Raw genomic sequence first — 12,703 nt, forward strand, 5'->3', positions numbered from 1 at the left:
CTTGCTATGAAAACCGTGCTCTGCTTCGGCGACAGCCTGACCTGGGGCTACAATCCGCAGACGATCGAACGGCATTCTTACGAGGATCGCTGGCCGAGCGTACTTGCTGCGGCTCTCGGGCCGCAGGTCAACGTCATCGCCGAAGGATTGAACGGACGGACCACCGCCTATGACGATCATCTCGCCGACTGCGAGAGAAACGGCGTAAAGCTGCTGCCGAGCGTGCTGGAGAGCCACAAGCCGCTGGATCTGGTGATCCTGCTGCTCGGCACCAATGACATGAAGCGCGGCATCGCCGGCACGGCGATCGGCGCCACCAAGGGCATCGACCGGCTGATCAAGCTGATTCGGTTGCACGACTGGGGCTTCGGGTTTGAGGTGCCCGAAATCCTGATCGTCGCGCCACCGGCGGTCTGCGAGACAGCGAATACCCATTTCGCCGCCATGTTCCGCGACGCGCGCGACGAATCTGCGATGCTGGCAAGCTTCTACCGGGATCTCGCCGACGAGACCGGCTGCGGCTTTTTCGATGCGGGTTCGGTGGCGCAAACGAGCGCGCTCGATGGCATCCATCTCGATGCGGAGAATACCCGCGCGATTGGTCGCAGTCTCGAACCCGTCGTCCGCATGATGTTGGGAATTTGACGCAACGGCCGGTGAAAGTTGACCAGGATCAAGGGGGTGGAAATTTCGGGTGAATAAGCTAGAGGTATCGGCCGACAACACAGGAGATACCGAATGTCGAATACGCCCCACGAAATCCACGATGAGTTTCCCGAGCATGCGGAAAAGATCCATGCCCTCAAGCTCAGCGACGAGCGTTTTGCCAAGATGCTCGAAGACTATCGCGATGTGAACCGCGCCGTCCATCGCGCCGAGACTGAAGTCGAGCCGGTGGGCGACGTGGAGATGGAAACCATGCGCAAGCAGCGCATGGTTCTGAAGGATGAAATCTACGGGATGCTGACCAAGGGCTGAGCGGCTCGGCTTCATCCCTCGGAAGGGCTCTGCCGTTTGGTGGAGCCCACACCGCCAAAGAGGAGATGAAGACCAGTGTCGAATGCCTATGACGTTCTCATTATCGGCTCCGGCCCCGGCGGCTACATTGCCGCGATCCGCGCCGCCCAACTGGGCTTCAAGACCGCCATCGTCGAGCGGGAGCACCTCGCCGGCATCTGCTCCAACTGGGGCTGCATCCCGACCAAGGCCTTGCTCCGGTCGGCGGAAGTCCTGCACCTCGCCGAACACGCCAAGAATTACGGCCTGACGCTCGAAGGCAAGGTGACGCCGGACCTGAAAGCCATCATCGCCCGCTCGCGCGGCATTGCCGAGCGCATGAACGGCGGCGTCGGCTTCCTGATGAAGAAGAACAAGGTCGACATCATCTGGGGCGAGGCGAAGCTGACCAAGCCCGGCGAAGTCGTCGTCTCCAAGACCACCAAGACGATCGTCCAGCCGCAGGCTCCCCTGCCGAAGAACACGCTGGGCGAGGGCACCTATACCGCCAAGCACATCATCGTCGCCACCGGTGCGCGCCCGCGTGCGCTGCCCGGTATCGAGCCCGACGGCAAGCTGATCTGGACCTATTTCGAGGCGATGAACCCGGATGCCATGCCGAAATCGCTGCTGGTCATGGGGTCGGGCGCCATCGGCATCGAATTCGCCTCCTTCTACCGCACCATGGGCGTCGACGTGACTGTCGTCGAGGTGATGAGCCAGGTCATGCCGGTCGAGGATGCCGAAATTTCGGCCTTCGCCAAGAAGCAGTTCGACAAGCAGGGCATGAAGATCCTGCTGGAGGCCAAGGTCGCCAAGGTCGAAAAGGGGGCCAATTCCATCACGGCGCACGTCGAGAAGAAAGACGGAACGGTCGAGAAGATCACGGCTGACCGGATGATTTCGGCGGTTGGCGTGCAGGCCAACATCGAGAATATCGGGCTCGAAACGCTCGGAGTGAAGACCGATCGCGGCTTCATCGCCATCGACGGCTACGGCAAGACGAACGTACCGGGCCTCTATGCGATCGGCGACGTGGCGGGCCCGCCGATGCTGGCCCACAAGGCCGAGCACGAAGCCGTCATCTGCGTCGAGAAGATCGCCGGTCTGCCGAATGTGCATCCTATGGACAAGGCCAAGATTCCCGGTTGCACCTACTGCAATCCGCAGGTCGCCTCCGTCGGCCTGACCGAAGCCAAGGCGAAGGCCGAAGGCCGCGACATCCGCGTCGGCCGCTTCCCCTTCGTCGCCAACGGCAAGGCGATCGCGCTCGGCGAGGACCAGGGCATGGTCAAGACCATCTTCGACAAGAAGACCGGCGAATTGCTGGGCGCGCATCTGGTGGGCGCTGAGGTGACCGAACTGATCCAGGGCTTCGTCGTGGCGATGAATCTTGAAACCACCGAGGAGGAGCTGATGCACACGGTCTTCCCGCACCCGACCATTTCCGAGACGCTGAAGGAAAGTGTGCTTGATGCTTATGGCCGCGCGCTCAACGCCTAAAGGCGAGTTGTGGCGCCGGTTTCCGCCGCTTATATAGGTGGCCGGACTATCGACCGAAGGAGTTGGCAATGGCGGGGTTTGAAATTGGCTGGTTCCTGACCATCATCGTCGGCGGTTTCGCTGGCTGGATGGCGGGGAAGTTCTTGAACATGCGCTTTGGCATCATCATGAACATCATTATCGGCATCGTCGGCGCGGTCGTCGCCGCTGCAATCTTCCGGCGTTTCGGTGTCATGGTCGCCGGCGACTGGCTCGGCTTCCTGGTGACCAGTTTTGTCGGCGCCAGTCTTCTGCTCTTTGTGGTCAAGCTCATCCGGCGCTAGCGCGCACAAAAAGGATGACAAGGAAAGGGTTGGGCATGTTTGCAGGGATGGTCAGACGGATCGCATTGCTCGCCGGGGGCATGTTTGCACTTGCCTTTATGCCGGTCGCTGCTGTTGCAGACAGTTGCTGGGTGCACAACGGATCGCTGATGCGGCTCAAGGCGAGCGGTAATCAGCGAGCCTTCTACTATGAATATCCGAGGCAGACCATGCGCGGCGCGGGCGTAACGCATGGCACGCTGCTGTTCAACGGTTCGAATGTCGGCGGCCGCTACTCGGGCACGGCGCGGGTCTTTTCGAAATACTGCCCCACAACACCGCTCGAGTACTATGTTGAAGGCCCGGTCGACCGAAGCCAGACGCGCGTGACCATGCGTGGCCGCCGCGAGGTTATGGAACGCTGCCAACCGACCGGCCGCACCACGAACGACACGCTGGTTTTCACCTACAGCCATCAATGCTAAGAGCGCCCGGCAGACGCGGCGCGGAGTAACGACACGTGGTTACCATTCTCGACAAGATCAACGATCCCCAGGCCCGCATCCGGCATCCGGAAAAGGCGCACAAGCCCGATACCGAGGTGATGCGCAAGCCGGAATGGATCCGCGTCAAGGCGCCAACGTCGAAGGGTTATGCGGAGACCCGGTCGATCGTGAAGGACAACAAGCTCGTCACGGTATGTGAGGAGGCCGGTTGCCCGAACATCGGCGAGTGCTGGGACAAGAAGCACGCCACCTTCATGATCATGGGCGAGATCTGCACGCGCGCCTGCGCCTTCTGCAATGTCGCGACGGGCAAGCCCAATGCGCTGGACATGGCCGAGCCGGAGAACGTCGCCAAGGCGGTCAAGCAGATGGGGCTTTCCCACGTCGTCATCACATCGGTCGACCGGGACGATCTGGACGATGGCGGCGCCGAACATTTCGAGAAGGTGATCTTCGCCATCCGCGCTGCTTCGCCGGAGACGACGATCGAGATCCTGACGCCCGACTTCTTGAAGAAGCCCGGCGCGCTGGAGCGCGTCGTCGCCGCCAAGCCCGACGTCTTCAACCACAATCTGGAAACCGTGTCCGGCAACTACCTGACGGTGCGTCCAGGCGCACGCTACTTCCACTCGATCCGGCTTTTGCAGCGGGTCAAGGAACTCGACCCGACGATGTTCACCAAGTCCGGCATCATGGTCGGGCTGGGCGAGGAGCGCAACGAAGTGCTGCAGCTGATGGATGACCTGCGCGTCGCAGACGTCGACTTCCTGACGATCGGCCAGTACCTGCAGCCGACCCGCAAGCACCACAAGGTGATGAGCTTCGTCACGCCGGATGAATTCAAGTCCTACGAGACTGTTGCCTATGCCAAGGGTTTCCTGATGGTGTCGGCCAGCCCGCTGACGCGCTCGTCGCATCATGCCGGCGACGATTTCGCCCGTCTCAAGGCGAATCGCGAGAAACTCTGGGCCGGCCGATAGTCGACAGGCTTGGCAAACGACGCTAGGTTGCGCGCCTCAGGTTCGACTGATCGAGGAGCCTTGCATGGCGTTCAAGCTCAAGGACATTCTGCTCTCCCCCTGGTACGCGATCCAGATCCTGACCGGGGAGAAGTCCTTTTCCAACAATCCCATCATCGGCAGCGAGGCGCTCAACCGGCGCGGGCTGCACGTGTGGCGCGTCAAGACTGCGGCCCGCATGGTCGATTATCGCCGCCGTAAGCTCGAGCACTTGGTCGCGCCAGCCGATCGGCAGGCCTATGCCGAGAACGGCTATGTCGAGAAGCGCGACCTGGTGCCGGCGGAACAGTTCCGTCAGCTGGTGGCCGAAATCGAAGGCCTCCAGGTTCCCGCGCGGGAGATGTACGAGGGCAATGCCGTGACCCGGCGCACGCCGCTGACGCCGGAAGTGGTTGCCAAGCTGCCGGCGGTCAAGGCCTTCCTTGAAAGCCCGGAATGGACCAACCTGATCCGCTACGTCGGTGGCTTCGATGTCGAGCCGGTGATCAGCGTGCAGACGATCTTCGCCGATGCCTCGCCCAAGGAAAAGGGCAAGGATCCGCAGACCAACCTGCACATGGACACGTTCCACTCGACCGTAAAGGCGTGGTTCTTCCTGCACGACGTGCCGATCGACGAAGGGCCGTTCACCTATGTGAAAGGGTCGCACAGGCTGACGCGGCGTCGGCTTGCCTGGCACAAGCGCAAGAGCATCCTTGCCGCACGCAAGCATGGAGGCGGCGCCTTCCGGCTCACCCGCGACGAGCTGAAGTACCTGCATCTGCCCGAACCGACGGTATTCGCCGTGCCGGCCAATACGCTGGTGGTCGGTGATACTTTCGGCTTCCACGCGCGCGGCGCGTCGGCTCGGCCGTCGATCCGCGTTGAAATCTATGCGTCGCAGCGCCCCAACCCGTTTCTGCCGTTCATTCATCTCGACACGGCGGCTCTTCCCTTCGTCAAGGGGCGCAAGCAGGTCATTCCGTGGATCCTCGAGGATCTGGGCGTCAAGCTCGGGCTTGCCAAGCGGAAATGGTTCCCCATCGGCAATCCGCGACCGGGCGAGCCGGTGCCGGCCGCTAAGCGATGAGCCTCTCCGGAGACTTTAAAACCGCGGGGCAGGGTGGCGAACCACTTGCCAAGATCCCGTCAGGGCATTAGCTCTCGCGCATGCCGCAATTCGAAACCCGCCGCCCCGTCAAGCATTCTCCCGAACGGATGTACGCTCTCGTCGCCGATGTGGAACGCTATCCGGAATTCCTGCCGCTGTGCGAGGCGCTGACCATCCGCTCGCGGCGCGAGCGGGACGGCAAGGAGTTGCTGGTCGCCGACATGACGGTCGGCTACAAGGCGATCCGCGAGACATTCACCACCCAGGTGCTGCTGAACCCGGCGGAACTTGCCATCGACGTCAAGTATATCGAGGGGCCGTTCCGCTATCTCGACAATCGCTGGCGCTTCGAGATGGCGCGCGACGGCGGTTGCTCGGTGCATTTCTTCATCGACTACGAGTTCAAGAACCGCATTCTCGGCGCGCTGATGGGCTCGATGTTCGACCGCGCCTTCCGCATGTTCGCCGAAGCCTTCGAGACCCGGGCCGACAAGATCTACACCGACTGACTGCGACCAGCGGGATCAGGGCTTGGCCCAGTGGCCGGTGACGGCGATCATCGCCATCAGTTTCAGCGTATTGCCGAAATAGTCTTCCTCGGCCACCGTCTTCTTCTCGATCGAGGCCCACAGGGCGTCGAGCCAGTCCTGGTTGTCGGCATCGATCATGGCGGATACGGCGAGCATGGAGACGAAGGCCATCTGGTCGTGGCCGGCGTCGGGCACCGGTTTGCCGTTCAGCCGATAGGTGTCGGCGAAACGCTCCGGTTTTCCCTTGGTTGCCTCTCTTGCCCAGGTATTCAGCGGGCGGAGCGCCTTCAGCGCCCGCTCGTCGCCGGTCAGCAGGAAGTCCAGGCCGACCCGCCAGGGATAACGGGCGGCGTTCCAGGAATAGGCGCCGTCATGATCGCCTTCGAGAAAGCCGGCCGGTGCAGGTTTCGGCTTGTCCGGCAGGCCGCCGATGAAATCGGGCATGAGGCCGGTGCCGGGGGAGTACTTCTGGCCGACAGTGGTGATGACGCCATAGATCGCGTCGCGCAGGTCGAGCCAGCGCTGGTCACCCGTGCGTTCGGCAAAGGCGGCGAAATGCGACTGCATGAAGTCGGATGAGCGGGTCGTCGCGGCATAGGTCGCGTCGTCGCCGGACTTCGCCCAGTCGCCGATCAGCAGGATGTTGCCCGGCTGATTGACTTCATGGGCGAGGATGGCGGTCAGCACGCGCCGCGCCTCGGCGCCATAGTCGAACGAGCCGCCATTGCCCCAGCGGCGCTCGGCCAGAAGCAGCGCATAGGCGATGTCGAGATCGCCGTCGGTCGCGCTGTTTGAGCCGCCAACGTCCTCGCCGCCATCCGTGCAGTCCTCCACCTGGTTCCAGGCCATCAGGCCCGGATCGGACTTTGCCGGATGGTCGTGGAAGAAGCGCACCATGCCGTTGAAAAGGTGATGGGCATCGGGATCGAAATCCGCCATCATCACGGTTGCGAGCATGCCGTAGCCATGGGCCTCGGAGACCGTGATCGTCGCCTTGGCCGAGCCGCCATGGGTGGGCTTGCCGTCACCGTCGGTCCGCACCAGCACGCGGCCATCTCCGCAGTCTTCGCGGAGATAGGTGGACTTCCATTGACCATAAAACGCGGTGAGTGCCCGATCGAGCGTCGCCTGGTCGGCTGTCGGCGCAATGGAGCCGGAAGCATAGGGGGAGGGCGCGGCGGAAGATGCGGACGCGATCAGGCACAGCGCCATGGCTGTCTTCAGCGCGGTGCGGACGGTCTGCGCGATCCATCTCGCCCCGGTCATCTTAGCCCGCGGCCTCGATCAGCATTTCAAGCGCAGTGCGAACCGTCGCGAGGCGGATCTCCGAGCGGCTGATGTCGCCGTAGCGCATTTCGCGGTGGAGGCGGGCCCCGTTGCGGGACCTCGCCGCCAGATGGACCAAACCCACTGGCTTTTCCGCCGTACCGCCGTCCGGACCGGCAATGCCGGTGACCGCCACGGCCACGCCGCAACCAGATCTTTCCAGCGCCCCCTCGACCATCTCCATGGCGGTCTGCCGCGACACGGCACCGTAGCGCTCCAGCGTTTCTGGGCCGACGCCGAGCAGGTCGATCTTGGCCTGGTTGGAATAGGTGACGAAACCGCGGTCGACGACGGCGGACGAGCCGGAGATCTCGGTCAGCGCGCCGACGATCAGGCCGCCGGTGCAGGATTCGGCTGTGGCGAGCGTCAGCCTGCGCGCACCGAAGGCGGCAATGATCCGGGCCGCCATGGCTTCGATGTCGGCCGGATAGAGGTTCATCAGGCGTCTCCTGCGAAGACGACGGTTGCCGTGGCGATCGCGGCAATGCCCTCGCGGCGGCCGATGAAGCCGATGGTCTCGTTGGTGGTTGCCTTGACCGAGCAGCGCTCGAGCGAGATCGCCAAGACTTCGGCGAGCTTTTCGCGCATCGCCTGGCGGTGCGGGCCGATCTTCGGCGCCTCGGCGATCAGTGAGATGTCGGCGTTCATGATCGTGCCCCCCGCCTTACGGACGATCCGGGCGGCATGTTCGACGAAGATACGCGACGGCGCGCCCTTCCACTGCGGATCGGAGGGCGGGAAATGGTCGCCGATGTCGCCGGCGCCGCAGGTGGCGAGCAGCGCATCGGTCAGGGCATGCAGGGCGACATCCGCATCGGAATGACCCTTCAGCGCCTGATCGTGTGGGATGAAGATGCCGCAGAGCGTGACCCCGTCGCCCGGCACGAGCTGGTGGACGTCGTAGCCATTTCCGGTGCGCACGTCTGGGAGGCTCTGGCGGGTGAGCTTGGCATCGGCCATGGCGATATCTCTCTGCAGCGTCAGTTTCACATTGTCGGGCGAGCCCTCGACCAGACGCACCGGCAGGCCCGCCCATTCGGCGATCGAGGCGTCGTCGGTAAAATCGTCCCGCCCGGATGTTGCGGCGGCCTCGTGGGCCGCAAGTATCGCAGGGTAGGAGAAGGTTTGCGGGGTCTGGGCGCCGAACAGGCCGGCACGCGGGACGGTCTCGACCACCAGCCCGGCCGGATCGCCCCGCTTCAGCGTGTCGGTGACGGGCATTGCGGGCAGAAGGCAGGTTTCGCCGGCCTCGATCCCCACGGCGATCCGCTCGAGAAGCTCTTCGTCGAAGAAGGGGCGCACGGCGTCGTGGATCATCACATGGGTGATGCCGGAGCCGGACAGCGCCCTCAGGCCCGCCAGCACCGATTGCTGGCGCGTCCTGCCGCCGAGACACACATCGATGGCTACCCCGCCGGACAGTCCGTTGCGGGCATCCTCGAAAAGTGCGGTATCATCAGGATGGATGACCGCGACAATGCGTGCCGTCTTCGGCCAGGCGAGGAATTTTTCCAGCGTATGGACGATCACCGGCTTTCCGCCAATTCGCCTGTATTGTTTGGGTCCCTCGACAGATGAGCCGGCACGCTCGCCGCGTCCCGCGGCGACGACAATGATGCCGATGGCTGTTTTCGTGCATTGCTGCATTGCAGTGTCCGGCCTTGACATAGAAAACTCGTGGGTGTGGTCTACTGGCTGCCAGATCGATTTTCCAGCATCCGTTCGAATTTAGTTGCAGGCTCGAGGAAAGCCCTTGGCAAGGCGAGATTTAATGGCTAAAAATCGTGCATATACCTCGAATGCCTGAAAGATAATCAATTGAGTTCAAGCGCACTGCAGTCACCGTTCGAGATCGGTCCGATCGCGATCCGCAATCGCGTGATCCTGGCTCCGATGTCCGGTGTGAGCGATTTGCCGTTCCGGCAGCTCGCCTGGCGTTTTGGCGCCGGCCTGGTCGTGACCGAGATGGTCGCCAGCAAGGAACTGGTGCACAATGCGGCTAAATCCTGGTCGCGCCTGAAAGGTGCGGGGCTGACGCCGCACATGGTCCAGCTTGCCGGCCGGGAGGCACACTGGATGGCGGAGGCGGCGCGGATCGCCGAGGCCAATGGCGCCGACATCATCGACATCAACATGGGGTGCCCGGCGAAAAAGGTGATCGGCGGCTATTCCGGCTCGGCACTGATGCGCGATCCCGATCACGCCCTGTCGCTCATTGAGGCGACGGTTCGTGCGGTCAAGGTTCCGGTGACCCTGAAGATGCGTTTGGGCTGGGACGAAAATTCGCTGAACGCTCCCGAAATCGCTGCGCGTGCGCAAGCGGCCGGCGTGCAGATGATCATCGTGCATGGCCGCACCCGCATGCAGTTCTACGAGGGACAGGCCGACTGGGACGCGATCGCCGCCGTGCGCGATGTGATCTCCGTGCCGCTCGTCGCCAATGGCGATGTCGAGACCCGTGAGGATGCCGAGGAAATCCGCCGCCGTTCGGGTGCCGATGCCGTGATGGTCGGCCGCGCCTGCCAGGGACGGCCGTGGCATGCCGGCTGGGTCGCCGGCCATGCGGGACCGCAGCGCGACGAGATCGCCGACCTCGCGGCCGGGCACTACGAGGCGATGCTTGGCCACTACGGCGCGGATGTCGGGGTCAGGCACGCCCGCAAGCATGTCGGCTGGTATCTGGAGCGTTTCGCGCCGGATGTTCCGGCAGCGCAAAAGGCGGAAATCATGACATCCCGGGATCCGGACTTCGTCTCAAAGGCGCTGGCGCGATGCCTCGCGGATGCGGCAATGGATATGGATCGCCGGCGGGAGGCTGCATGACCGAGGAAAACGTGAGCAACGGCGTGGCCATGGCGGTGCTGAATGCCATCCAGCATCCGGTCGTCATGGTCGATTCCGATGGCCACATCGCGTTTGCCAACTGGGAGGCGGAGGCCTTCTTCGGGGCAAGCGCCAGCCACCTGGCACGCTATCGCATTTCGACCTTCATTCCCTTCGGCAGCCCGCTGCTGGCGCTGATCGACCAGGTGCGCGAGCGCCGCGCCCCGGTCAACGAATATCGCGTCGATTTGAGTTCGCCGCGGCTCGGACAGGAGAAGCTGGTCGACCTCTATGTCGCGCCGGTGCTCAGCCAGCCGGGAAGCGTCGTCGTCGTGCTGCAGGAACGCTCGATGGCCGACAAGATCGACCGGCAGCTGACGCACCGCACGGCGGCCCGCTCGGTGACAGGGCTTGCCTCGATGTTGGCACATGAAATCAAGAACCCTCTATCGGGCATTCGCGGTGCCGCCCAGCTTCTCGAAACATCGGTGCCGGACGAGGACCGGCCGTTGACCCGGCTGATCTGCGACGAGACGGACCGAATCGTCTCATTGGTCGACCGGATGGAAGTCTTCTCCGACGAGCGTCCGGTGGATCGCATCGCGCTCAACATCCATTCGGTGCTCGACCATGTGAAGGCGATCGCCAAGGCGGGCTTCGCCCGGCATATCAAGATCACCGAAAACTATGACCCCTCACTCCCGTCGGTCTATGCGAACCGCGACCAGCTGGTGCAGGTGTTCCTCAACCTCATCAAAAATGCGGCGGAAGCGGTCGGGGACCGCCCGGACGGCGAAATCCAGCTGACCACCGCCTATCGGCCGGGCATTCGGCTGTCAGTGGCGGGCACGCGCGAAAAGATCTCGTTGCCGCTCGAATTCTGCGTGCATGACAATGGCCCTGGCGTTCCGTCCGACCTGCTGCCGCACCTGTTCGATCCATTTATCACCACCAAGACCAACGGCTCCGGCCTGGGGCTGGCGCTGGTCGCCAAGATCATCGACGGCCATGGCGGCATCGTCGAATGCGAAAGCCAGGCCAACCGAACCACGTTCCGCGTGCTGATGCCCGTCTCCAAGGACATCGCGCTCGACAACTCCTTTCCGGCGAAATCCACAGGAAGCACCCGATGACTGCCACGATTCTTGTCGCTGACGACGACGCCGCCATCCGCACGGTTCTCAACCAGGCGCTGACGCGGGCAGGCTATGATGTCCGCATCACCTCCAACGCGGCGACGCTGTGGCGTTGGATTTCGGCCGGCGAGGGCGACCTGGTGGTCACCGATGTCATCATGCCCGACGAAAACGCCTTCGACCTGCTGCCGCGCATCAAGAAGGCGCGGCCCGACCTGCCGGTCCTGGTGATGAGTGCGCAGAACACCTTCATGACCGCGATCAAGGCGTCGGAGAAGGGCGCCTACGACTATCTGCCAAAACCGTTCGACCTTACCGAACTGATCGCCATCATCGGACGCGCGCTCGCTGAGCCGAAGAAGAAGCCGGCGCGGCTCGACGACGACACGCAGGACGGGATGCCCTTGGTCGGCCGCTCCGCCGCCATGCAGGAAATCTACCGCGTGCTGGCGCGCCTGATGCAGACCGACCTGACGCTGATGATCACCGGCGAATCGGGCACGGGCAAGGAACTGGTGGCCCGCGCGCTGCATGACTACGGCAAGCGCCGTAACGGGCCGTTTGTGGCGATCAACATGGCGGCGATCCCGCGCGACCTGATTGAGTCCGAGCTGTTCGGTCACGAGAAGGGCGCCTTCACCGGTGCGCAGACCCGCTCGACCGGCCGCTTCGAACAGGCCGAAGGCGGCACGCTGTTTCTTGACGAGATCGGCGACATGCCGATGGATGCCCAGACGCGTCTTCTGCGCGTCTTGCAACAGGGCGAATACACGACCGTCGGGGGGCGCACGCCGATCCGTACTGATGTGCGCATCGTCGCTGCGACCAATAAGGACCTGAAGCAGTCGATCAACCAGGGCCTCTTCCGGGAGGACCTCTACTACCGCCTCAACGTCGTCCCGCTCAGGCTGCCGCCGCTGCGCGACCGGGCGGAGGATATTCCGGATCTTGTGCGCCACTTCACCCAGGAGGGCGAAAAGGAAGGCCTGGACCCGAAGCAATTCGACAACGAGGCGCTGGATGTGCTCAAGGCCTATTCCTGGCCGGGCAATGTCCGCGAGTTGGAGAACGTCGTGCGCCGGCTGATGGCGCTCTATCCGCAGGACGTCATCTCGCGCGAGATCGTCGAGCAGGAGCTGCGCGCGGACATTTCCGACAGTCCGATCTCCAAGACTGGCGCTTCTGCTGGGCCACTGACGATCGCTCAGGCTGTCGAGGAGAACATGCGCAGCTATTTTGCCGGTTTCGGCGATTCCCTGCCGCCCTCCGGGCTCTACGATCGGGTGCTGAACGAAGTGGAGTATCCACTTATTCTTGCGGCGCTGACGGCGACCCGCGGCAATCAGATCAAGGCGGCCGATCTTCTCGGGCTTAACCGCAATACTCTGCGCAAGAAGATCCGTGAGCTCGGTGTGTCGGTCTACCGTAGTTCGCGTTCGGCTTGACAAGCCGGCAAGGCCCGTTGCATTTTC

General features: G+C 63.3%; 14 protein-coding genes. 11 read left to right on the plus strand and 3 right to left on the minus strand.

Annotated features, from left to right (window positions below):
• The first annotated feature begins 6 nt into the window (after positions 1–6).
• The 8 genes from ACWPVA_RS05955 (at position 7) to ACWPVA_RS05990 (ending at position 5,925) form a co-directional block, all read left to right on the plus strand.
• Positions 7–645, plus strand: coding sequence for an SGNH/GDSL hydrolase family protein (locus tag ACWPVA_RS05955; protein WP_454286805.1), 639 nt, complete (start codon positions 7–9; stop codon positions 643–645).
• 93 nt (positions 646–738) lie between these two features.
• Entirely contained in the window at positions 739–978 is a 240-nt protein-coding gene (locus ACWPVA_RS05960) for a YdcH family protein (RefSeq protein ID WP_454286806.1), read from the plus strand.
• A gap of 75 nt (positions 979–1,053) precedes the next feature.
• Positions 1,054–2,499 (plus strand): dihydrolipoyl dehydrogenase, encoded by a 1,446-nt coding sequence (gene lpdA / locus ACWPVA_RS05965; protein WP_454286807.1) that lies wholly within the window; start codon positions 1,054–1,056, stop codon positions 2,497–2,499.
• A 68-nt stretch (positions 2,500–2,567) separates the two neighbouring features.
• Positions 2,568–2,822 (plus strand): GlsB/YeaQ/YmgE family stress response membrane protein, encoded by a 255-nt coding sequence (locus tag ACWPVA_RS05970; protein ID WP_454286808.1) that lies wholly within the window; start codon positions 2,568–2,570, stop codon positions 2,820–2,822.
• 35 nt (positions 2,823–2,857) lie between these two features.
• Positions 2,858–3,286 (plus strand): hypothetical protein, encoded by a 429-nt coding sequence (locus ACWPVA_RS05975; protein ID WP_454286809.1) that lies wholly within the window; start codon positions 2,858–2,860, stop codon positions 3,284–3,286.
• Between the two features lie 35 nt (positions 3,287–3,321).
• On the plus strand, positions 3,322–4,287 hold the full coding sequence (gene lipA, locus ACWPVA_RS05980; protein ID WP_454286810.1) for a lipoyl synthase: 966 nt from the start codon (positions 3,322–3,324) through the stop codon (positions 4,285–4,287).
• Between the two features lie 64 nt (positions 4,288–4,351).
• Positions 4,352–5,395 (plus strand): phytanoyl-CoA dioxygenase family protein, encoded by a 1,044-nt coding sequence (locus tag ACWPVA_RS05985; protein WP_454286811.1) that lies wholly within the window; start codon positions 4,352–4,354, stop codon positions 5,393–5,395.
• 80 nt (positions 5,396–5,475) lie between these two features.
• On the plus strand, positions 5,476–5,925 hold the full coding sequence (locus ACWPVA_RS05990; protein WP_454286812.1) for a type II toxin-antitoxin system RatA family toxin: 450 nt from the start codon (positions 5,476–5,478) through the stop codon (positions 5,923–5,925).
• Between the two features lie 15 nt (positions 5,926–5,940).
• Here ACWPVA_RS05990 and ACWPVA_RS05995 read toward each other — a convergent pair whose 3' ends face one another.
• Genes ACWPVA_RS05995 through ACWPVA_RS06005 form a run of 3 tightly spaced genes read right to left on the minus strand, consistent with a single transcriptional unit; the run spans position 5,941 to position 8,919 of the window.
• Positions 5,941–7,212 carry a glycosyl hydrolase family 8 gene (locus ACWPVA_RS05995; RefSeq protein WP_454286813.1) on the minus strand — a complete coding sequence of 424 codons (1,272 nt, stop codon included), beginning with the start codon at positions 7,210–7,212 and terminating at the stop codon, positions 5,941–5,943.
• 1 nt (position 7,213) lies between these two features.
• Positions 7,214–7,711 (minus strand): CinA family protein, encoded by a 498-nt coding sequence (locus tag ACWPVA_RS06000; RefSeq protein ID WP_454286814.1) that lies wholly within the window; start codon positions 7,709–7,711, stop codon positions 7,214–7,216.
• On the minus strand, positions 7,711–8,919 hold the full coding sequence (locus ACWPVA_RS06005; protein ID WP_454286815.1) for a bifunctional 2-C-methyl-D-erythritol 4-phosphate cytidylyltransferase/2-C-methyl-D-erythritol 2,4-cyclodiphosphate synthase: 1,209 nt from the start codon (positions 8,917–8,919) through the stop codon (positions 7,711–7,713). Before ACWPVA_RS06005 ends, ACWPVA_RS06000 begins: the two co-directional genes overlap by 1 nt.
• Positions 8,920–9,090: 171 nt before the next feature.
• Between ACWPVA_RS06005 and dusB the strand changes: the two genes are divergently transcribed.
• The 3 genes from dusB to ntrC are packed head-to-tail and all read left to right on the plus strand — an operon-like array spanning position 9,091 to position 12,676.
• A complete protein-coding gene (gene dusB, locus ACWPVA_RS06010) occupies positions 9,091–10,095 on the plus strand; it encodes a tRNA dihydrouridine synthase DusB (RefSeq protein WP_454286816.1) in 1,005 nt (334 codons plus the stop codon).
• Positions 10,092–11,228: a two-component system sensor histidine kinase NtrB gene (locus tag ACWPVA_RS06015; RefSeq protein WP_454286817.1), complete on the plus strand. Its 1,137-nt coding sequence runs from the start codon at positions 10,092–10,094 to the stop codon at positions 11,226–11,228. The genes dusB and ACWPVA_RS06015 overlap by 4 nt, the downstream gene beginning before the upstream one ends.
• Positions 11,225–12,676: a nitrogen regulation protein NR(I) gene (ntrC, locus tag ACWPVA_RS06020; RefSeq protein WP_454286818.1), complete on the plus strand. Its 1,452-nt coding sequence runs from the start codon at positions 11,225–11,227 to the stop codon at positions 12,674–12,676. Before ACWPVA_RS06015 ends, ntrC begins: the two co-directional genes overlap by 4 nt.
• Positions 12,677–12,703 lie beyond the last annotated feature (27 nt).

The sequence above is a fragment of the Rhizobium arsenicireducens genome (assembly GCF_964021225.1).

Coding starts and splice junctions, on each gene's coding strand:
- ACWPVA_RS05955 (WP_454286805.1), top strand. CDS start 7: ATGAAAACCGTGCTCTGCTTCGGCGACAGCCTGACCTGGGGCTACAAT.
- ACWPVA_RS05960 (WP_454286806.1), top strand. CDS start 739: ATGTCGAATACGCCCCACGAAATCCACGATGAGTTTCCCGAGCATGCG.
- ACWPVA_RS05970 (WP_454286808.1), top strand. CDS start 2,568: ATGGCGGGGTTTGAAATTGGCTGGTTCCTGACCATCATCGTCGGCGGT.
- ACWPVA_RS05975 (WP_454286809.1), top strand. CDS start 2,858: ATGTTTGCAGGGATGGTCAGACGGATCGCATTGCTCGCCGGGGGCATG.
- ACWPVA_RS05985 (WP_454286811.1), top strand. CDS start 4,352: ATGGCGTTCAAGCTCAAGGACATTCTGCTCTCCCCCTGGTACGCGATC.
- ACWPVA_RS05990 (WP_454286812.1), top strand. CDS start 5,476: ATGCCGCAATTCGAAACCCGCCGCCCCGTCAAGCATTCTCCCGAACGG.
- ACWPVA_RS05995 (WP_454286813.1), bottom strand. CDS start 7,212: ATGACCGGGGCGAGATGGATCGCGCAGACCGTCCGCACCGCGCTGAAG.
- ACWPVA_RS06000 (WP_454286814.1), bottom strand. CDS start 7,711: ATGAACCTCTATCCGGCCGACATCGAAGCCATGGCGGCCCGGATCATT.
- ACWPVA_RS06005 (WP_454286815.1), bottom strand. CDS start 8,919: ATGCAGCAATGCACGAAAACAGCCATCGGCATCATTGTCGTCGCCGCG.
- ACWPVA_RS06015 (WP_454286817.1), top strand. CDS start 10,092: ATGACCGAGGAAAACGTGAGCAACGGCGTGGCCATGGCGGTGCTGAAT.
- ntrC (WP_454286818.1), top strand. CDS start 11,225: ATGACTGCCACGATTCTTGTCGCTGACGACGACGCCGCCATCCGCACG.